We start from the raw sequence: 20834 nt of genomic DNA on the forward strand, positions 1-20834 counted from the left end.
CTCCCTGCGGGAGAGGGCCAGGGTGAGGGGTGCGGCGTTGCAAGCGCTGTCGGCGGGTCCATCGCCGTCGGCCCTCACCCCAACCCTCTCCCGGAGGGAGAGGGGGCAAGACGGGCGGCAAGCCACCAGCACCACGCGCCGCATCAAAGCCCTCCAGTCGGCCGCAGCACCATGTGCCCGCTTTCCAGGTCCAGCTCCGAGCGCAGGATGAATTCGATCGGGTATGGCACCGACCACAGCGTGCCGCGGATTTCCAGCGCCAGCAGGTTGTGGTGCTCCAGGTCGTTGGCATCGGTCACGCAGCGCACGTCGATGCTGTCTTTCATGATGCGCGGCTCGAAGTCGATGATGGCGCCGCGAATGGCGGCCTCCACGTCGGCGAAGTCGACCTCCGACATGCGCCCGCCGGCCCAGCCGCGCACACCGTAGTTCAGCACCGAGCGGCGCGCGCGCGGCATGGCGTTGATGTCGTGGTCGGCACCGAAGTTGGCGGTGTTCAGCAGCCACTGCAGGTCGCGCAGCACCGAGTCGCGCAACAGCTTGCCGCTCATGAGGAAGGCGCCCGCGCGCTCATGGCGGGTTTGCGGCGTGGTGTCGGTCAGGCGGTCGAGCAGCACGGGCTGCAGTCGGTCGCGCGCGACGCTTTCCTGCAGCTCGCCCTCGGTATCCAGCATGGCGCTCATGCGGCGGTGCCCTCTGAATTGAATTCGATCAGCCGCAGGTCGAGCATCGAATGGTCGCCGGCCTCGCTGATCAGCGTGCGCTGGCCCTGGCCCGCGTACTGCTCTTCGCCGGCCAGAGGCAGCCAGTCGGTGCGGCGCCCGAGGGCGGTGTCGTCGTCCAGCCCTTCGAGCGGGCCGGGGTAGCGCACGGGCACCAGCCCGTTGAGCGCACGGCCGTCGTGCCGCTCGGTTTCGGCGGGCGCCCACAGCAGGTCGACCAGGTGCCGCGGGCGCGAGAACTTGATGCGGCGCACCTCGGTCAATGGCAGCCATGCATAACCCGTGGGCGTGAGCAGCTCCAGCACCGGGCCCAGGCGCACGTCGCCATCGCACAGCCAGGTGAAAGCAGTGCGCTCGACGGGCTCGCCGTCCAGCGCCTGCGCGGCGCGCGAATCGCTGCGGTCCACCTGGGTCAGTGCGCCTTGCAATGCAGGTGCGGCCTGCCGTGCGCTTTCACGCAGGGCGGCGGCCTCGTCGGTGCGCTCGGGCGGCAGCGCCGCGGCGGCGATCAGCTGCTCGACCCACTCCGCATTGCCGCCCAGCAAAATTGGCGCGCGTGTGCCGTTCCACACGTCTGCGCGATGGCGTTCCGCCGCGAGCGCCATCGCGCAAGTCACGCTGGCGGGGGTGAAGGTGGTGTCCAGCTGGGTGGCGCGCTTGAGCTGCTCCTCGGCGCGCTCCCATTCACCGCGCACCGCGAGAAAGTGGCACAGCGCCAGCCGCAGGCCGGCGTTCTGGGGGTTGGCGCGAATCTGCCGCTGCACCGCTTCGATGTGCTCGGCGACGGACTGCTCGCCAAGAACGGCAAACCCTTGTGCAATAGCTCCGGTAACTCCGGTAACTCCCATGACGCTTCCTCACTGACTGACGGGCACGTGGCGCAACAAAAGCCACTGTGCGAAGGACGGCCTTGCAGACCGTCGGGAAACCGGCACGACCAGCCCCAAGACCGGTCGCGCACCTGCAGCCGACACCCGCAAGCGGATCAGGCTTCCTTGTTTTCCTTCAGGTTCCAGCCCAGCACCGTCTCGGCGCCCTTGCCACCCTTTTCGGTCTGTTCCCAGTACTGCTGCTTCACCTTCGCGGCCTGGAAGGCGTACTGCACGAACACGGCGTCGGAGCCCTGCTCGGCCGTGTACTGCACGGACGTGACCAGCACTTCTTCGAGCGTGACGCGGGTGTATTCGATCTGCCCGCCGCCGGCCTTGCACACCGACACTTCCACCTTGGCCAGGTGCTTGCCGCTGGCGCAGTTCTTCAGCACGGCAGGTGCGGCCTTGTCGATGCGTGCGAGCACCTGGAGGTCGTTGAAGCTGGCCTTGCCCACGCCCCCGCCGCCGCCGCTGACCATGTTGCCGGGCTGCGTGGCACCCCATGCAAACGACTTGATGTCGCTCCAGTCCTTGTGGTTCGCGTCCTTCGATTCGCCGCCCGCGCCTTCGACGCGCATGAACATGTCTACTGCCATTGAATTGACTCCCTGAGGTGTGTGCGCCCGGTGTCGGGTCGCCGTTGAATTAGCTGCTGTCCTTCTTGTTGGACGGCAGCTTCGAAACCAGCCGCAACGACACCGTCAGCCCTTCGAGCTGGTAGTGCGGCCGGAGAAAAAACTTGGCGGCGTAGTAGCCGGGGTTGTCTTCGATGGCTTCCACCTGCACTTCGGCGGCCGCCAGCGGCTTCATGGCCTTGGTGTCCTGCGACGAGGTGCCGGGGCTGCCGTCGACGTAATTCATGATCCAGTCGTTCAGCCAGCGCTCCATGTCCTCGCGCTCGCGGAACGAGCCGATCTTGTCGCGCACGATGCACTTCAGGTAGTGCGCAAAGCGGCAGCAGGCGAACAGGTACGGCAGGCGCGCGGCCAGGTTGGCGTTGGCCGTGGCGTCGGCGTCGTAGTACTCCGCCGGCAGCTGCAAAGACTGCGCGCCGATGAAGGCCGCAAAGTCGGAGTTCTTGCGGTGCACCAGCGGCATGAAGCCGTTCTTGGCCAGCTCGGCCTCGCGCCGGTCGCTGATGGCAATTTCGGTGGGGCACTTCATGTCCACGCCGCCGTCGTCGGTGGGGAAGGTGTGGGTGGGCAGGTTCTCCACCGCGCCGCCAGACTCCACGCCGCGAATCGACGTGCACCAACCGTACTGCTTGAACGAGCGGTTGATGTTCACGCCCATGGCGTAGGCCGAGTTGGCCCAGGTGTAGCGGTTGTGCGCGGCCGAGTCGGTCTCTTCCTCGAACTCGAACTCGTCGACCGGGTTGGTGCGCGCACCGTAGGGCAGGCGCGCCAGAAAACGCGGCATGGCCAGGCCGATGTAGCGCGCGTCTTCGGAGTCGCGCAGCGAGCGCCAGGCGGTGTGCTCTGTATTCTGAAAGATCTTGGTCAGGTCGCGCGGGTTCGACAGCTCCTGCCACGACTCCATCTGCATCACCGTGGGCGATGCGCCGGCAATGAAGGGGCAGTGCGCGGCCGCGGCAATCTTGGCCATCTCGCCGAGCATCTCCACGTCCGGCGGGCTGTGGTCGAAGTGAAAGTCGCCGATGAGCGCGCCAAAGGGCTCGCCACCGAACTGGCCGTACTCGGCCTCGTAGATCTTCTTGAACAGCGGGCTCTGGTCCCAGCCGATGCCCTTGTGGCGCTTGAGCGAGCGCGCCACTTCGCGCTTGGACGCGCACATCACGCGAATCTTCAGCTGCTCGTCGGTCTCGGTGTTGTTCACCAGGTAGTGCAGGCCGCGCCATGCGCCTTCGAGCTGCTGAAACTCTTCGTGGTGCAGGATCTGGTTGATCTGCTCGGAGAGCTTGCGGTCGATCTCCGTGATGATGGCCTGCACCGAGCGGTAGGCGTCGTTGGAGACGGTGACGGTGTTTTCCAGCGCCTGCACGGCCAGCGTCTTGACGGCGTTCTCCACCGCCTCGCGGGCCTGGTCGGTCTTGGGCTTGAACTCGCGTTGCAGCAGGTCGGAGAACTCGTTGGGCGCAAGCGCCTCGACGGTGGCCTGTGCCTGAGTGGCGGTCTTCTGGGGGGCGGTGCTCATGGGGCTGTGTCCTTGCTGCTCGCGCTTACTCGGAGGGCGTTGCGGGGTTGCCGGAGGCGCCCGACTTTTCGTTCGCGGCTTCCACCGCCTTGGCCACCGCCGGGTTGGGCGCCGAGGCCAGCGACTTCAGCAGCGCCGGGTTCTGCAGCGCCTGCGCAATGAGTTGCTCCGCGCCGTTCTTGCCGTCCATGTAAGACAGCAGGTTCGACAGCTCGGTGCGCGCCTCCAGCAGGTGCTGCAGCGCGCCCACCTGGCGCGCAATGCGTGCAGGGGAGAAGTCGTCCATGCTGTCGAAGGTGATGTCGACATTCATCTGGCCGTCGCCCGTGAGCGTGTTGGGCACCTGGAAGGCCACGCGCGGCTTGATGGACTTCATGCGCTCGTCGAAGTTGTCGATGTCCACCGCCATGAACTCGCGCTCCGCGAGGTCGGGCAGCGGGTCGGTCTGCTTGCCCGCCAGGTCGGCAATGACGCCCATCACGAAGGGCAGCTGAATCTTGCGTTCGCTGCCGTAGATCTCCACGTCGTACTCGATCTGCACGCGCGGCGCACGGTTGCGCGCAATGAACTTCTGACCACTGTTTCTGACACGGTTGTCTGCCATAAAGCTTCCTCTTGAATCTGAAATGCGTGGGGCACGCGCGCCCCTCCCTGCCGCTGCTGCTGCCCTTTGGTTGGCGATGCGGCGCGGTTACTCGGCGCTGCCGGCGCCGCTGGATGGGCGCCCTGCAAGGCTCTCGATCTTTTGCAATCCCTCCGGCACGAGCTCTTCGATGATCTGCAGAAAATTCAGATCCAGAAGCCGCTGTGCTCTTCGTATCAGCATGGGCGCGGGATGACTGGGCTCGGCGCGCTCCAAATATTCGCAAGCTTTTTTCAACAGCACTTGCACGTCGTCACGGCTGGCTATTTCAATGTCTTTGATGCGCGGCGCGCGTAGGCCGATGCCGCCATCTGCAGCACTTTCGGCGTGGCTTTGCGCAGGTGTAGTGGAAAGTTCCACACCTTGAAGAGGGGCTCCGGCGTTGGCCTCCATGACTTTCGTCATGTCGGCCTGTGCCTGCTCGGGCAGCAATTGCATGACGGTGCGCAGCGAGCGTTCGAGGCGCGAGAAGTCGGGCGCCCAGCTCTGGCCCAGTGCACGCTCGCAGGTCTCGCGAATGCCCTGCAGCAACAAGATGGCCTCGCGCAGGGCCACCACCGGGGGTGCCGACTTTTCGTGCGCGCGCCGCGCCGCGTCGCGCAGCCGTCCGATGCCGCCGGGGTAGTCGATCTGGTGGTCGGCCTTGCTCGAATCGAGCAGCGCCTCCACTTGGCGCAGGCTCATGGCGGTGCCGGTGTCGTCGAGCAGTTTGGCGTCGCGCACACTGCGCCCGAGCCCTTCGGCTTCGGCCAGCGCGGCCAGTGCGTTCATGCGCGGCAGGGGGTCTTCGAAGTCGCCGTCCACCACCACCGGATGCACCTCGCTCCAGAAGGTCTGCAGCACGGCGTGCACCAGCTGGAGCCCTTCCACGTAGCCCGGAAGGCCGCGGTTCTCGGTCCATGCGAGCGTAAGAGGCACCAGCACGCGCAGGTCGCGCGTGCGGCTGCACAGTTGCTTGGCAAGGCGCTCCACGCGCGCCCAGTCGGGGGGTTCCGCGGGGATGATGGTCGAGCCGAACTGCTGCTCGCGCTTGCCCGTGGTGGCCTGCTGCAGGGCCAGAAAATCAGGGTCGTATTCGAGGTCTTCGCCGCAAGCGCGCGCGCCATCCACCACCGACTGCAATAGTTCGATTTCGCTTTGCGACAACCTCTTCTCCCTTGGTTAACTGTTCGTCAACAACAGTTATCTTGAGGGGAACGCGCAGCGCGGTCAACAGCAACGGAGCCAACGTACGAGCGGTGAATTACAAAGGAGTACACCTCCTTTGGCCTCACCGCCAGAACGTCTACGGAACGTTTACAACAGTCCGCGTGCACCCAAGTTGCGCATCAACGCGCCGACACCGAAAGTCCAACGCGGCGCCTGGTCCGCGTGCACCACGCGGTTGACCAGGGCGCCGAGTTCGGGTGCGGCGATGCGCACACGGTCCCCCACGACATGGGTGAATCCTTGCCCAGGTCCGTGACGGTCTTGTGTCGGTGCGAACATAGTTCCAAGAAACAACATGAAGCCGTCGGGGTAGGCGTGGTGCTTGCCGATGGTCTGCGCGACCAGGTCGAGCGGGTCGCGGCTGATCTTCGACAGCGAGCTGGAGCCTTCGAGCGTGAAGCCTTCGGGGCCGGTCACTTCCAGCGCGACGGTGATGCGGCGCACGTCGGCAATACCAAAGTGTTCGTCGAACAGGCGAATGAAGGGGCCGATGGCGCACGAGGCGTTGCTGTCTTTTGCCTTGCCCAGCAGCAAGGCGCTGCGGCCTTCGAAGTCGCGCAGGTTGACGTCGTTGCCCAGTGCCGCGCCCAGCGTCTCGCCGCGGCTGTTGACGGCCAGCACCACCTCGGGCTCGGGGTTGTTCCACACCGAGCCCGCATGAATGCCCACGTCGGCGCCCGTGCCCACGGCCGCAAGCACCGGGGCCTTGGTGAAGATCTCGGCGTCGGGGCCGATGCCCACTTCGAGGTACTGCGACCACACGCCCTGCGCAATGAGCACCTCCTTCACCTTCATGGCCTCGGGCGAGCCGGGCACGATGTCAGCGAGGTTGTCGCCCAGCACGCCGCCGATGGCCGCGCGCGTGGCCTCGGCCCGCGAGGCGTCGCCGCGGGCCTGCTCCTCGATGACGCGCTCCAGCAGGCTCGCAACGAAGGTCACGCCGCTGGCCTTGATGGCCTGCAGGTCGCAGGGCGCGAGCAGCCAGGGCTTGCCGGTGTCGCGCGGGCCACCGTCGCTCTGATCGCTGTTTGCCAGGGTCTCTTCGAGCGAGGCGATGCGCGGCGCGCTCTTCACCGCGCGGCGAACGGCTTGGGCAGGCGCTTCGTCGGCCTCCAGCAGGTCGCTCATGGTGGGCGCGAGCTTGGACAGGTCGTACAGGTCGCCCTGGTGCACGGCCACCAGCACGGGGCCCACGCCGGGCTGCCAGAGCCGCCCGACGAGGGTGGCGCGCTCGGCGTCGCGGGGCAGGCTGGAAGAAGTCGAAAGGTCGAGTGGCATGGCGGTTGTCTCCGTGATGTGTACGTTGCTGCGCTGCATCGTAGCGGCGGCTTCACGCGAACGCCCGGCCGGAGGGCGCTCGTTTTCCCGCCATTGAACGGTGCGTGAACGGTCCGTGAACCGTCCGTGGACGGTTCGTGGTGGGTCCGTGGCCGGTCAGTGCCCCGGCGCGGCCCGCACGCGTGCCACCTCGGCCGGCAGGTTCTGCCACGCCGGCGCCTGCGGTGCGAAGCGCGCGCGCATGTAGCCGGCCAGCTCGGCGATCTGCCGGTCGTCGAGCGCCTCGCGGAACGCGGGCATGAAGCCGATGTCGCGCGTGGCGGGTTCGCGCACGCCGTCGAGGATGGTGCGCAGCAGGTTGTCGGGCCGGTCGCTCGTGAGGTTGCTGTTGAGCGCCAGCGGCGTGTTCACGCCCAGCAGCGTGGGACCGTTGCCGTCGTGGTGGCATGACGCGCAGGCGCTGTCGAACATGCGCTGCGCGGGGCCGAGCAAGCCGCCCTGCGTGCGCGCGGCGTTGTCGACCGCCTGTTGGGCCACTGCAGTGGCTTGCGCTGCCGGTGCGGGGTTGAACGAGCCCAGGTAGGTGGCCATGGCGCGCACGTCTTCATCGGGCACCTGCTGCAGCTCGCGCACCACCTCGGCCATCGGGCCGCCGGCCATGCCGTGGCGTTGGGTGTGGCCCTGGCGCAGGTAGCGGTACAGCTCGTCGGCGTCCCAGGGCACGGCGGACTTCGACAGCTGCGTGAGCGCGGGCGCCTCCCAGCCGTCGACCATCGCGCCCGAAAGAAAGGCCGCGCCGCCCTGCTCCGCGCCCAGCGCGTTGCGCGGCGTGTGGCAGGCGCCGCAATGGCCCAGGCCGTTGACCAGGTAAGCGCCACGGTTCCACTCCGCGCTTTGCGTGGCCACGGGCTGCAGCGGCGCGGGGTCGTGGAAGAGCGCGTTCCAGCCGGCCATGAGCGGGCGCACGCTGAACGGAAAGCTGAGCTGCGACTTGGGCGTTTCAGCACGCACCGCGGGCATCGACATGAAGTACGCATACAGCGCCTGCAGGTCGTCGTCGCTGCTCTTGGCGAAGGCGGTGTAGGGGAAGGCGGGGTACAGGTAGTGGCCGTCGCGCGAGACGCCTTCGCGCATCGCGCGCTGGAACGCGCTGAACGACCAGCGGCCCAGGCCGGTGTCGGGGTCGGGCGTGAGGTTGGTGGTGTAGAGCGTGCCGAAGGGCGTGTCCATGGCCCGCCCACCCGCGTTGGGTGCGCCGCCCGCAGCGGTGTGGCACACGGCGCAGTCGCCGACCGCCGCCAGCACGCGGCCGCGTTCGATGGTCGACTGGCTGTAGACCGGCGCGGTGAGCGACACGGGCGCGATGACGGAGCGCCAGCCGAGCAGGCCCGCGATGACACCGATGCCGCCGATGACGAGCGCGGCGCCGGTGGCCCACATGCCCTTGCGCCGGGGCCAGAGCGCATCTGTCTTGCTCCTTCCCCTTCCGGGGGAAGGTTGGGATGGGGGCACGACGGCGTCACCACTCAAGCGCCGCTCGCCCCCACCCCCGCTCTCCCCCGCAGGGGGAGGGAGTGAATTCAACCCCGCCAGCACCGTCTCCGGCGTGAACGGCGGCGACCTGAAGCGCACCCCGGTCGCATCGAAGATCGCATTCGCAATCGCCGCCGTGCCCGGCACCGACGACGACTCCCCCGCGCCCAGCGAAGGCTCGCCGGGCCGCGGCATGTGCATCACCTCGATCACCGGCACTTCGCGGAAATTGATGATCGGGTAGCCGCCCCACTCGCGGCTTGCGACCACGCCCGAGGGCAGCACGCCCGGCAGCTGCGCGCCGCCCGCGGTCGCACCGCCCTGCTGTTGTGGCTGCTGCGGCGCGAACTGCACGCGCTCTTTCAGCGCGCGGCTGGTGGTCTGGATCACGTTGCCGTGAATCTGGTGCTCCACGCCGGCGGGGTTGATCATCAACCCCGCGTCGTGCCCCACCACCACGCGGCGCACATGAACCTCGCCGGTCTGGCGGTTCACCTCCACGTCGGCCACCCACGCGGCCCAGGCGGCGCCGTAGCCGGGCCACTTGCTGTGGATGTAGCGCGCATACGCAAAGCCCTGGCCGAAGAGGATGTCGCCGCCCTCCCCCAGCCCACCGTCCGCATGCTCCTGCGGCCCGGTGCGCATGCGCCAGCCGGCCTTCTGCGCGGTGGCCTGCACCAGCTCCACCGCGCGCGGGTCCTGCAGGTAGCGCAGGCGGAACTGCACCGGGTCGACACCCGCCGCCGTGGCCAGCTCGTCGATGTACGACTCGTGCGCGAACGAGCTCGGCAACGCAGACACGCCGCGCAGCCACGAGGCGCGCACGATCGGCGCCATGTCGTTCACCTTCACGCGCAGGTTGTCGTAGCTGTAGGGCGGGCGCGCGGTGCGGTCGCCCATTTCGTAGGCCTGCGCCACCGGCTCGATGGTGCGCGTGAGCAGCAGCGCCAGCGTGGGCGCGCCGTTCGACGGGTAGGAGGTTTCGAAGTCGTAGGCGGCCACGCGGCCGTCGGCCGTGAGGCCGCCGTCGATCTCCATGAGCTGCGCGGCGCCCTTGGGCTCCCACGCATGCTCCTGCTCGCGCGTGAGCTGCACGCGCACCGGCGCGCCCACAGCGCGCGCCAGCAGCGCGGCATCGGCGGCCACGTCGTCGGCGCCGTTGCGGCCGTAGCAGCCCGCGGCTTCCATGCGGACCACGTCGACCTGCACGTCTTCCACGCCCATGAGCCTGGCCAGGTCCGCGCGCAGCACATGCGGGTTCTGCGAGCCGGCCCAGCAGCGCAGTTGCATGCCGCTGCCGTCGGCGGGCTGCCAGTCGGCCAGCGCGCACGACGGGCCGATGGACGCATGCATCTGGTACGGCCACACGTAGGTGCGCCGCATGGGCTGCGCGGCGGCGGCCATGGCGCCGTCGACGTCGCCTTCGTCGACCAGCAGGCGCTGGGTGGAGGGGTTGTCGCGCAGGGCCTGTGCCACGTCGCTCAGGTCGGGCATGCCGGGCCAGGGCTTCCAGGACACGCGCAGTTCGCGCAGCGCCTGTTCGGCATGCTCCTCGCGCTCGGCCACGATGCCGACGAAGTCGCGAATGACGACCACGGCGCGAATGCCGGGAATGTGCGCGATGGACGACGCATCAACCGCGTCGAGCGTGTTGCCGATGAACTCGCCATGGTCCGCACCCGCGTAAGGCGGGCGCACCACGCGGCCGTGCAGCATGCCGGGCACGCGCATGTCGTGCACGAAGACCAGCTCGCCGGCGAGCTTGGCGGGAATGTCGACGCGCGCCTGGCGTGTGCCGACGATGCGGTAGTCGGCGGGGTCCTTGGGTTTTGCTTGCGTGTCCAGGCGCAGCACGGTGCGCTGGCCGGCCACGAGCTCGGCGTAGCTGAGGTGACGATCGGGCGTGTCGGTGACGCGCACCACGCCGTTGCGCACCTGCAGGTCTTCGGCAGGCACGCCGAGCCGCTCGGCCGCGCGTGCCAGCAGCCAGGCACGTGCCTGCGCGGCGGCCAGGCGCAAGGGCTGCGCATGGATCTGGATCGATGCGCTCGCGATGGTCGCGCCCTGGTTGGGCACGCGCGCGGTGTCGCCGAGCATCACGCGCACGCAGGGCATGCCGAGGTCGAGCTCCTCGGCCACGATCTGGCCCAGCGCGGTCTGGATGCCGGTGCCCAGGTCGACGTGGCCGTTGAGCGCGGAGGCGCTGCCGTCGTCCCACACGGCGAGCAGCACCTCGTCGCCTTCGATCGGATTGCCGGCGATCAGCGCGGGCTGGCCCTTGACGGGCGGCGGCGCGGGCGGAGCGTCGCGCACGACGAGCAGCACGCCGTCGGCCGAGAGGAATTCGGCGCGGGTCTGGGGGAGATCGGCGCGGCGGGTCATGGCGTTTGCAACTGATCCCTGTGTTGCTGCATGGCCCCGTCTTGCCCCCTCTCCCTCTGGGAGAGGGCTGGGGTGAGGGCCAGCGGCGCTTGTGAGGGATGTGCTTTTGCGAAGGCCCCGGCCCTCACCCTAGCCCTCTCCCGCACGCGGGAGAGGGGACAACGCGGGCCGCTCGTGGATTCGAGTGCCATGAGCAGCATGGCGTCGGCCGAGAAGAATTCGACGCGGGTCCGCCCCCGCTCCCTGTCTTGCCCCATGTCCCCGTCTTGCTCCCTCTCCCTCTGGGAGAGGGCTGGGGTGAGGGTCAGCGGCGCTTGTGAAGGCAATGCTTTCGCGAAGGCCCCTGCCCTCACCCTAGCCCTCTCCCGCATGCGGGAGAGGGGACAACGCGGGCCGCTCATGGCTGTGCCTTCGCGCGCATGCGCACAGCGGCGCGCTGCACCGCATCCAGAATTTCAATGTGCGTGCCGCAACGGCACAGGTTGCCCGACAGCTCCGCGCGGATGCGCGCCTCGTCAGCTTCGGGGTCGCGTGCCAGCAAGGCCGCCGCCTGCATCACCATGCCGTTCAAACAGTAGCCGCACTGCGCGGCCTGCGCGTCTTCGAACGCGGCCTGCACCGGATGCCAGGCGCCGCGCGCGCCCAGCCCTTCGAGCGTGGTGATGGCGCGGCCCGCCACGCCGTGCGCGGGAATCACGCAGGCGCGCGCGGCCACGCCGTCCACATGCACCGTGCACGCGCCGCACTGCCCCAGCCCGCAGCCGTACTTGGGACCGTTCAGCCCCAGGTCGTTGCGCAGCAGGTGCAGCAGCGTCGCCTCGCGCGGCACGCCCTCTATCGCCTGCGCCTGCCCGTTGACCCGCAGGTGCAGCGGCTCAGCGCCGCAACTGGCCGTCACGGGTGTACATCTCCAGGTCCACGAAGGTCGAGCCGTTGTGGTTCTTCGCGCTGTACTCGACCGGGAATTCGCCGAAACGCGTGCTGCCGATGCTCTCCAGTCCGGCAATGAAGCTGTCGTGCGTGAGCGTCTTGCCCGCGCGGCGCAGGCCCTCGACCATCACGCGCGCCACGATGTAGCCCTCCAGCGAGGTGTAGCTGTCGATCTTCTCGCCAAACTCCGCGCGGTCGCGCTGGTAGTCGGCCACGATGGGCACGCGCAGCGCCTGCGGCGGCGGCACGATGCTGGCCGTGACCAGGCCCGCGAGCTTGCCGTCGAGCCGCTTGGCCGAGCCCACCGCATCGGTGATGCCGACCGACAGCGTGTACAGCGGCGCACCGCCGGCGCTCGCGCGGTAGTCGCGCATGAACACCTCGACCATGCGCCCGGCCATGATCATCACGACCGCGCCAGGCTTGGCCTCTGCCAACCCGGAGACGACCGCCTTGGCGTCTTCCGCCGTGATGGCCAGCGGAAAGGTCTTGAGCACCTTCACCTTGTAGTCGGCGGCCAGCTCTTCGCAGGTGGCGAGGTTCGACTTGCCGAAGGCGCTGTCCTGGTACACCACCGCGATCGACTGAATGCCGATGGTCGACAGGTGGCTGATGATCTTGCGCAGCTCCACGTCATAACCCGCGCGCACATGGAACAGGTGGTGGTTGACCTTGGCGCGAAACGAGCTGGTGCCCACCAGCGGCGCGAACATCGGCACGCCGGCCTTCTCGGCCAGCGGCATCGCGGCGGCTAGGTTGCCGGTGGCCACGTAGCCGGTGAGCGCAAAGACCTTGTCCTCGTCGATCAGCTTGGCCGTGTTGACGGCCGTCTTCGCGGGGTCGTAAGCGTCGTCGTAGCTGATGAGCTCGATCTTGCGGCCGTTCACCCCGCCCGACTTGTTCACCCGGTCGAAGTACAGCTTGATGCCGGCGCGGTAGTCCACGCCAAAGTCCTTGGCCGGCCCGCTGAACACAGCCGACTGGCCGATGCGGATGGTGGTGTCGCTCACGCCGTTGTCCGCGCGCGCCAAGCGAAGGAGGCCCGGGCCGAGGGCCAGGGCTGCGCTGCCCGCCAGCATGGCGCGCCTTGAAATCGAAAGCTTCATGCGTCGGGGTGTCTCGTGGGGTGGGTGGGTCACGCGGTCTGAATGTCTGCGGACTGGATGCGCTTGACGCCCTTGGCCGCCATCTGCTTCCACGCCGCGGCCAGCGAGCCGTTGAGGTCGATGCCGCGCGTGGCGTCCTCGATGACGTAGGCGTCGAAGCCGGCCTTGCGCGCGTCCATCGCGGTCCAGGCCACGCAGAAGTCGGTGGCCAGGCCGGTGACGTACACCGTCTTGATGCCGCGCGCCTTCAGGTAGCCGGCCAGGCCCGTGGCCGTCTTGTGGTCGGCTTCGGCGAAGGCCGAGTAGCTGTCCATGTCCTTGTGGAAGCCCTTGCGAATGATGAGCTGCGCCGTGGGCACCTTCAGCTCCTTGCCGAGCGCCGCGTCGTCGGTGCCCTGCACGCAGTGGTCGGGCCACAGCACCTGCGTGCCGTAGGCGAGCTTGGTGGTCTCGAAGGGCTTCTTGCCGCTGTAGGTGCTGGCAAACGACGCATGGCCGGCCGTGTGCCAGTCCTGCGTGACCACGATGTTCTCGAACGCGGGCGCCAGCGCGTTGATGACCGGAATGACCTCGTTGCCGCCCTTCACCGCGAGCGTGCCGCCGTCCAGAAAGCAGTTCTGCACGTCCACCACGATCAGCGCCGCCTTGGCGCCGGGCTTGATCTTGCCGGCCGCGAAGGCGTTGAAACCGAAACTGCCGAGGCCGCTGGCCAACCCGAAGGCGGCGGCGGATTTCACAAGGGTTCTGCGATGCATGGCGTGGACTCCGGGAGGGTGAAAAAGAACGAGAAGAAGAACTGACTCAGACGCTGAGATAGGCGCGGCGCACTTCGTCGTTGGCCGCAAGCTCAGCCATGGTGGCCTGGTAACGGATCTGCCCCTTCTCGAGCACATAGGCGCGGTCGGACACCAGCTCGGCAAAGTGCATGTTCTGCTCGGACAGCAGAATGCTCACGCCCTGCGCCTTGAGCGCCAGGATCATGTTGGCCATCTGCTCGACGATCACCGGGGCCACGCCTTCGGAAGGCTCGTCCAGCAGCACGAGGTAGGGGTTGCCCATCAAGGTGCGCGCCACCGTGAGCATCTGCTGCTCGCCGCCGCTCATGCGCCCGCCCGGGCGGTTGGGCATTTCGCCGAGGTTGGGGAACAGCTTGAACAGGCGCTCGGGCGTCCACAGCGGCGCGTCGGTGCCGTCGGCCCAGCGGCGCGCGGGCTGCTTGCCGACCTCCAGGTTCTCGGTGACGGTGAGGTCGGTGAACACGCGCCGGTCTTCGGGCACGAAGCCCAGGCCCAGGCGCGCGGCCACGTGCGGTTCGCTCTTGGAGATGTCGTGGCCCAGAAAGCGCACCGCGCCGCGGCGCTTGGCGAGCATGCCGATCAGCGTCTTCAGCGTGGTCGACTTGCCCGCGCCGTTGCGCCCCATGAGCGCAACCACTTCACCGCGCCGCACTTCGAGGTCGACGTCGTACAGGATCTGCGCGGCGCCATACCAGGCGCACACGGCCTTGGCTTCCAGTAGCAGTTCACCGCTCATGCTGTTTCTCCCAGCGCGGCCGAAACCGCTGCAGCCTTTTCGGCGATTTTTTCGAATGTCTTGCCGCTGCCGAAGTACACCTCCTGCACCTTCGGGTGGTCGCGAATTTCCAGCGGCTTGCCCTGCGCGATGAGGCGCCCGCGCGCCAGCACGATCATGCGGTCGGCGTACGCAAACACCACGTCCATGCTGTGCTCGGTGAAGAGCACGGCCAGGCCGCGCTGCACCACCAGGTCTTTAGTGAGCGCCATGAGCGAGTTGCGCTCCTTGGGCGCCATGCCGGCGGTGGGCTCGTCCATCAGCAGCAGCTTGGGCGCATTGGCCATGGCAATGGCCAGCTCCACGCGCTTGACGTCGCCGTAGGCCAGTTCGCTGCAAGGGCGGTCGGCCTGGGCCTTCATGCCGACCTGGTCGAGCAGCACCAGCGCCTCGTCGCGCTTGTGGTCGGCGGCGCGGCGCCACATGGAGAACAGCTTGCCGTCGTGCGAGAGCATGGCCATCTGCACGTTCTCGGCCACGGTGAGCGAGGCGAAGGTCTCGGCAATCTGAAAGGTGCGGCCCACGCCCTTGCGCCAGATGGCGCGCGGCTTCTGGCCCACCAGCTCCTGGCCGTTGAACAGGATGGAGCCCTGGTCGGCCTTGAGCTGGCCGTTGACCATGTTGAAGGTGGTGGACTTGCCCGCGCCGTTGGGGCCGATGAGCGCAAGCAGCTCGCCGGCATGCAGCTCGAAGCTGATGCCGTCGACCGCCTTGACGCCGCCGAAGGACTTGCCAAGGTTCTCGACCTTGAGCAGAGGCGTGTTGGATGTCTGTGGGGTGCTCATGCCTTGGCCTCCTTTGCTTCAGGCGCTGCGGACACTGCAGGCGCCGCGTCGGCCTTGCCCCGGCGCAGCAGCTTGTCGGTCATTTGCTTCGCAAAGCCTGCAATGCCTTGCGGGAACAGCAGCACCAGCAGCAGAATGATGGCGCCCAGCGTGGCGCGCCAGTAGTCGGTGTTGCGTGCCACGGTGTCGTGCAGCCAGCTGAAGGTGACGGCGCCCACCACCGGCCCGGCCAGCGTCTGAATGCCGCCCAGCAGCACCATCACCAGCCCGTCGACCGACTTGTCCACGCTGAGGCTTTCCGGCGAGATGCTGCCCTTGGAAAAGGCGTAGAGCGAACCGGCCAGGCCCGCCGCGGCACCCGCGATGACAAAGGCCGTCCACTGCATGCGCTTCACGTCGATGCCGATGGCGTCGGCGCGCAACAGCGAGTCGCGGCCCGCGCGCAGCGCATAGCCGAAGGGCGAGAACAGCACGCGGCGCAGCAGCAGGATGGCGGCGGCCACCAGCACCAGCGTGAGCCAGTAGTAGGCGCGCTTGTCCGACAGCCATTCGGACGGCCACACGCCCGTGAGACCGTTGCTGCCGCCGGTGAAAGAGTCCCACTGGTAGACGATGGCCCAGGTGATCTGCGCGAAGGCCAGCGTGAGCATGGCCAGGTACACGCCCGACAGCCGCACCGCGAACCAGCCGTAGACGAAGGCACCGATGGCCGCGACCAGCGGGGCCACGATGAGCGCCACCTCCATCGGCAGGCCGCTGGCGCGCACCAGCAGCGCGGCGCCGTAGGCCCCCAGACCAAAGTAGGCGGCGTGGCCGAACGAGTGCATGCCGGCCGGGCCCATGATGAAGTGCAGGCTGGCGGCAAACAGCGCGGCAATCAGCAGGTCGATCATCAGCACCGTGGTGTAGGGCGAATCGGCGGTGAGCAGCGGCATGGCCATGAGCACCACGCCCAGCGCGGCCACCAGCCACAGGTAGCCCTTGCTCGCGCGGCGCAGCGGCTCTTCTGCCATGCCCACGTAGCGGCTGGGCGCCTGCGGCCGGCCGAACAGGCCCCACGGACGCCACACCAGCACCACGGCCATGACGATGAAATCGACCACCAGCGTGAGCTTGGAGAAGGACACGCTGTAGCCAAAGATGTCGACCACGCCGAGCCAGATGCACACGGCCTTGATTTCTGACAGCAGCAGCGCCGCCGCATAGGCGCCCGGAATGGAGCCCATGCCGCCCACCACCACCACCACGAAGGCCGCGCCAATGGTGTTGAGGTCCATCGCCAGCGTGGCCGGTTCGCGCGGCAGCTGCAGCGCACCGCCCAGGCCCGCGAGCATGGCGCCCAGGCCGAACACCGCGGTGAACAGCCAAGCCTGGTTGACGCCCAGCGCGCTGACCATCTCGCGGTCTTGCGTGGCGGCGCGCACCAGCGTGCCCCAGCGGGTGCGCGTGAGCAGCAGCCACATGAGGCCGAGCACCAGCGGGCCGACGACGATCAGGAACAGGTCGTAGGTCGGAAATTGCCGGCCCAGAATTTCGACTGAGCCCGACAGGCCCGGCGCGCGCGGGCCGAGCAGTTCGTCAGGGCCCCAGAAGTAGAGCACCGCGTCCTTGATGACAAGCACGAGCGCGAAGGTGGCCAGCAGCTGAAACAGCTCCGGCGACTTGTAGATGCGGCGCAGCAGCACCATTTCGATCAGCGCGCCCAGCAGGCCGACCGCAATGGCGGACAGCACCACGGCCGGCCAGAAGGCCATGCCGCCGCCGAGCTTTTCCACCAGCGTGTAGGCCAGGTAGATGCCGACCATGAAGAAGGAGCCATGCGCAAAGTTGACGATGCGCGTGACGCCGAAGATCAGCGACAGGCCGGCCCCCACGAGGAACAGCGATGAAGCCGACGACAGCCCGGTCAGGAACTGAAGCAGCAAAGATGAAAGACTCATCCGATGGCCTTTGGGTGGCGGTTTTCATTCATGGGGAGACGCGTGCGCATTCGATGTGGCCAGGCGGTTGGCGCCGTCGTGCCCCCACCCCGACCCTCCCCCGGAAGGGGAGGGAGAAGCGGCGGGTTCAAGTGCGCGCAGCCTGGGGGCGAGCCAATCAATCCGCGGCGCGGGACTTCTTGACGTCGGCGGCGGAGGGCTGGAACTTGGCGCCGTCGAAGTAGGTGTAGTCGACCATCACGCCCTTGCCGTTCTCGTTCTTCGTCTTGCCGACGAAGGCGCCCATGGTGGACTGGTGGTCTTCGGCGCGGTAGCTGATCTTGCCGAACGGCGTGTCGACCTGCAGGCCCTTGAAGGCTTCCACCAGCTTCGGCGTTTCGGTGCTCTTGGCCTTGGCGATGCCGGCCGCAACCGACTTGATCATGCTGTAGCCGACCACCGAGCCCAGGCGCGGGTAGTCGTTGTACTTGGCGTGGTACGCGAGGAAGAAGGCCTTGTGCTCGGGCGTCTGAATGCCGTACCAGGGGTAGCCGGTGACGATCCAGCCGTTGGGCGTTTCGTCCTTCAGCGGGTCGAGGTACTCGGGCTCGCCGGTCAGCACGCTGACAACGGAGCGGTCCTTGAACAGGCCGCGCGTGTTGCCTTCGCGCACGAACTTGGACAGGTCGGCACCGAACAGCACGTTGAAGATGGCGTCGGGCTTGGCGTCGGCCAGGGCCTGCGCCACGGCGCCGGCGTCGACCTTGCCCAGCGGCGGTGCCTGCTCGGCGACGAACTCGACGTCGGGCTGCGCGGCCTTCAGCAGCGTCTTGAACGCGGCCACGGCCGACTGGCCGTATTCGTAGTTGGGGTACACGACCGCCCAGCGCTTCTTCTTGAGCTTGACGGCCTCGGGCACGAGCATCGCGGCCTGCATGTAGGTGCCGGGGCGCAGGCGGTAGGTGTACTCGTTGCCGCCCTGCCAGGTCATCTTGTCGGTCAACGGCTCGCCGGCCAGGAAGAAAATTTTCTTCTGCTTGGCAAAGTCGGCCACGGCCAGGCCGGTGTTCGACAGGAAGGTGCCGGTCAGCACGTCGATCTTCTCGCGCGCCACCAGCTCTTCGGCCACGCGCACGGCGTCGCCGGGGTTGGCGTTGTCGTCGCGCGTGATGAGCTCGACCTTGCGGCCGTTGACGCCGCCCTTGGCGTTGATCTCTTCGACGGCCAGCTCCATGCCCTTCTTGTAGGGCTCGAGGAAGGCGGGCTGCGCCTTGTAGCTGTTGACCTCACCGATCTTGATCACGCCCTGCGCATGCGCGGGAACGAGAGCGGTGGTCAGCGCGGCGAGGGCCGCGACGCTGAAGACGTGACGCAATGGGTTCATGAGGACAACTCCTTGGGATCGAAAGAGAAAAGAAAACACCGTGAGTGAGCGAGGCTTGCGAAGCGGTCAGCGAAGACCGTCTTCGCCCTTGATTTCATGCGCCTGCAGGCCGCCGATGCGCGGCAGCGGGCGGCCGCTGTCGGTGACGGCCACGGCCACCACGATCTCGTTGGCGCGCGGCGCGTCGGACACGCGGGCTTCGATGGCGTCGAAATGGCTGCGAACAAAGGCCGCGTCCTTGTGGCCGAGCGGCACGTCGATGGCGGTGCCCAGCGTGCCTTGCTTCTTGGCCGAAGGCACCAGCGCAGCGCCCTTCTCGACAGCCACGCGCAGCGGCGCGCCCAGCTTGGGATGCAGGATGGCCGCGGCGTGCTCGAGCTCGCCGCGCTCGCCCACGATGGCGGCCTTGCCGTAGCTCTGCGCCTGGCCGGGCTCGATGCCCAGCGCCGCCACGGCCTTCTGGCCGAGCAGCGCGCCCAGCTCTTCGCCGATGGCGATCAGCTCGTCGAGGTTCTCGCTGTAGCGCCCGGCGTAGGGGTTCTCGATGACGGCGATGGCAACGGCGCGGCGCGTGGGCGGCGACACGTCCTGGCCCATTTCCTTGCGGGTTTCATCGACCTGAATGACGAGCTTGCGGATGTTGGCGGTCATGTTCTGTGTGTTCCTTGTCTTGTCTCTGTGTCACGGGGCTCAGCGCAGGCCGTCCCACTTGGCGATGTCCTTGGCCAGCAGGCCGCCGACGCGCGCATGAATGCGGTAGCCGGTGCTCATCGCAAGGATGAAGACGATTTCGTCGGCCGCCGGCGCGCCGGGCACGCGCACCTCGATGGCGTCGAACTGGCCGCGCACGTAGCTGGCGTTGATGTTGGTCAGCGGCACGTCGAGCGTGGTGCCGGGTGCGCCGACCTTCTTGGTCGACGGCACGATGGAAAGCGCATTGGCGGGCTGGCCGGTTTTTTCTTCGGCCTTGCCCGCCGTGTAGGCCGCGCGGTCGCCCTTCCAGCCGAGCAGCTCGCGCATGGCGTAGCCGCCGGGCACATGCCACAGCGCGCCGTGCTCGAGCTCGCCGTCGGCGCCCACGATGGCGCCCTTGCCGTAGGTGGCGATCTGCTCGAGCGGCACGTCCATGGCGGCGTGCAGCTTGTGCGCCATGTCGACGCCCACGGGGTCGAGCAGCGCCATCATCGGCAGGATGTCGGGCTCGTAGCGGCCGGCGAACGGATTGGTCAGCACCACGCCGATGGCACCGCGCACCAACGGGGTGTCGGCACGCGGACCGAACTCGTGGTGGATGTGCTCGACATGGGTGAAGACGCGACGTATTTCGATCATGAAAAAGAACCTTGCTTTCGTTAAGCAAATACTGAACCAACTGCTTGCGGCAGCTCGGCCTGGAGCGCCTTCGAGCATAAGGGCTCGACAAGCCGCCACTGCCCCTGGCAAACGAGCAGAGCGGCCCACACGAGCCCGCCTTTTTGCAGAACCTTGGCGCACACCACGCCCGTATCGAGTGCGCTGCGCACCTGCGCGGGGGCCAGCGCGGGCACGTCGACGGTGACCAGGGTGTCGCCCAGGTCGCTGTCGTCCTTGCATTCGCTGGCGGGCCGCCGTGCGATGGCCACGTCGTCGACATCGACCGCGTTGGCGATCACTGTCGCGGCCGCATCGGCCTGCGCCGCGGTGGGTGCCAGCACCGTCACGCTGTCGGCGATGCCCAGCGAAAAACTGCGCCCGCGCCAACCGCTGGTGGCCACGCCGCGCACGGGCTGGTCGGCGTGCAATGCGAACTGGCCGTCGGTGGTGAGGATGCCGCTGGGGTCGCGCCAGTCGAATCGCGCGATGTCGGCGAACACGCCCACGCGCGCCGACTGTCCGGGCGCGAGGTGCAGCGCGATGTCGCCGCCGTTGTTGATCCACGCGCGCTCGATGCCGGGGCGGTCGTAGAACGCAACGAGCTCCTGCGCGACCGAGCCGGCCACGGCGGCCATCGGCGTGATGAAGGTCGGCGAGAACGCGGCGCAGGCGTCCCACATGCGGCGCCCCACCACGCTGCGCGGGCGCATCCTGTCGGTGACGGGCAGGCGCAGCAAAGGCAGCTCGTGCACCAGTTCGTCGAGCACGTGAACGAAGCGCGCCCACGCCGCGTCGTGCGCGGCCGCGACGGCGTACGGGTCGCCGTAGGCCTCGGCCACGATGTCGATCGGGCCGTGGTTGAAGTGCCAGCGGCTGCTGTCGAGCGCGCTGCGTTGGGCGGTCATGGCAGCGAGAGCGCCTGCGCGGCGCTGCATGGCTCCCTCCCCTTCCGGGGGAGGGTTGGGGTGGGGGCAAGCGGCACTCGATGAGGC

General features: G+C 68.0%; 18 protein-coding genes. All 18 read right to left on the reverse strand.

Annotated elements, in window-relative coordinates; translation table 11 throughout:
- Nucleotides 1–143: 143 nt before the first annotated feature.
- Nucleotides 144–683 carry a type VI secretion system baseplate subunit TssE gene (gene tssE / locus VLK31_RS31390; RefSeq protein ID WP_409172398.1) on the reverse strand — a complete coding sequence of 180 codons (540 nt, stop codon included), beginning with the start codon at nt 681–683 and terminating at the stop codon, nt 144–146.
- Nucleotides 680–1570 carry a type VI secretion system accessory protein TagJ gene (locus VLK31_RS31395; RefSeq protein WP_409172399.1) on the reverse strand — a complete coding sequence of 297 codons (891 nt, stop codon included), beginning with the start codon at nt 1568–1570 and terminating at the stop codon, nt 680–682. The genes tssE and VLK31_RS31395 overlap by 4 nt, the downstream gene beginning before the upstream one ends.
- A gap of 137 nt (nt 1571–1707) precedes the next feature.
- On the reverse strand, nt 1708–2190 hold the full coding sequence (locus VLK31_RS31400) for an Hcp family type VI secretion system effector (protein WP_409172400.1): 483 nt from the start codon (nt 2188–2190) through the stop codon (nt 1708–1710).
- 49 nt (nt 2191–2239) lie between these two features.
- Nucleotides 2240–3748, reverse strand: coding sequence for a type VI secretion system contractile sheath large subunit (tssC, locus tag VLK31_RS31405; RefSeq protein ID WP_409172401.1), 1509 nt, complete (start codon nt 3746–3748; stop codon nt 2240–2242).
- Nucleotides 3749–3773: 25 nt separating this feature from the next.
- Nucleotides 3774–4352, reverse strand: coding sequence for a type VI secretion system contractile sheath small subunit (gene tssB / locus VLK31_RS31410; protein WP_409172402.1), 579 nt, complete (start codon nt 4350–4352; stop codon nt 3774–3776).
- An 87-nt stretch (nt 4353–4439) separates the two neighbouring features.
- Nucleotides 4440–5537, reverse strand: a complete 1098-nt coding sequence (gene tssA, locus VLK31_RS31415) for a type VI secretion system protein TssA (RefSeq protein ID WP_409172403.1) — start codon at nt 5535–5537, stop codon at nt 4440–4442.
- Nucleotides 5538–5687: 150 nt separating this feature from the next.
- Nucleotides 5688–6878, reverse strand: a complete 1191-nt coding sequence (locus tag VLK31_RS31420) for a fumarylacetoacetate hydrolase family protein (RefSeq protein ID WP_409172404.1) — start codon at nt 6876–6878, stop codon at nt 5688–5690.
- A gap of 156 nt (nt 6879–7034) precedes the next feature.
- Entirely contained in the window at nt 7035–10793 is a 3759-nt protein-coding gene (locus VLK31_RS31425) for a molybdopterin cofactor-binding domain-containing protein (protein ID WP_409172405.1), read from the reverse strand.
- A 397-nt stretch (nt 10794–11190) separates the two neighbouring features.
- The gene (locus tag VLK31_RS31430) at nt 11191–11691 is read right to left on the reverse strand and encodes a (2Fe-2S)-binding protein (protein WP_409172406.1); all 501 of its coding nucleotides are present in this window, start codon (nt 11689–11691) and stop codon (nt 11191–11193) included.
- Nucleotides 11669–12829: an ABC transporter substrate-binding protein gene (locus tag VLK31_RS31435; protein ID WP_409172407.1), complete on the reverse strand. Its 1161-nt coding sequence runs from the start codon at nt 12827–12829 to the stop codon at nt 11669–11671. The genes VLK31_RS31430 and VLK31_RS31435 overlap by 23 nt, the downstream gene beginning before the upstream one ends.
- A gap of 29 nt (nt 12830–12858) precedes the next feature.
- Nucleotides 12859–13584: a bifunctional nicotinamidase/pyrazinamidase gene (pncA, locus tag VLK31_RS31440; RefSeq protein WP_409172408.1), complete on the reverse strand. Its 726-nt coding sequence runs from the start codon at nt 13582–13584 to the stop codon at nt 12859–12861.
- Nucleotides 13585–13630: 46 nt separating this feature from the next.
- Entirely contained in the window at nt 13631–14362 is a 732-nt protein-coding gene (locus VLK31_RS31445) for an ABC transporter ATP-binding protein (protein WP_409172409.1), read from the reverse strand.
- Nucleotides 14359–15186: an ABC transporter ATP-binding protein gene (locus VLK31_RS31450; protein WP_409172410.1), complete on the reverse strand. Its 828-nt coding sequence runs from the start codon at nt 15184–15186 to the stop codon at nt 14359–14361. Before VLK31_RS31450 ends, VLK31_RS31445 begins: the two co-directional genes overlap by 4 nt.
- A complete protein-coding gene (locus tag VLK31_RS31455) occupies nt 15183–17126 on the reverse strand; it encodes an ABC transporter permease (protein WP_409172411.1) in 1944 nt (647 codons plus the stop codon). The genes VLK31_RS31450 and VLK31_RS31455 overlap by 4 nt, the downstream gene beginning before the upstream one ends.
- A gap of 157 nt (nt 17127–17283) precedes the next feature.
- The gene (locus VLK31_RS31460; protein WP_409172412.1) at nt 17284–18489 is read right to left on the reverse strand and encodes an ABC transporter substrate-binding protein; all 1206 of its coding nucleotides are present in this window, start codon (nt 18487–18489) and stop codon (nt 17284–17286) included.
- Nucleotides 18490–18555: 66 nt separating this feature from the next.
- The gene (locus tag VLK31_RS31465; protein ID WP_409172413.1) at nt 18556–19140 is read right to left on the reverse strand and encodes an amino acid synthesis family protein; all 585 of its coding nucleotides are present in this window, start codon (nt 19138–19140) and stop codon (nt 18556–18558) included.
- 39 nt (nt 19141–19179) lie between these two features.
- Nucleotides 19180–19821, reverse strand: a complete 642-nt coding sequence (locus tag VLK31_RS31470; protein WP_409172414.1) for an amino acid synthesis family protein — start codon at nt 19819–19821, stop codon at nt 19180–19182.
- A 20-nt stretch (nt 19822–19841) separates the two neighbouring features.
- The gene (locus VLK31_RS31475) at nt 19842–20747 is read right to left on the reverse strand and encodes a UPF0280 family protein (protein ID WP_409172415.1); all 906 of its coding nucleotides are present in this window, start codon (nt 20745–20747) and stop codon (nt 19842–19844) included.
- Nucleotides 20748–20834: the final 87 nt, after the last annotated feature.

This window comes from Variovorax sp. H27-G14, from assembly GCF_046156345.1.
In the GTDB taxonomy this organism is placed as follows: Bacteria; Pseudomonadota; Gammaproteobacteria; order Burkholderiales; family Burkholderiaceae_C; genus Variovorax.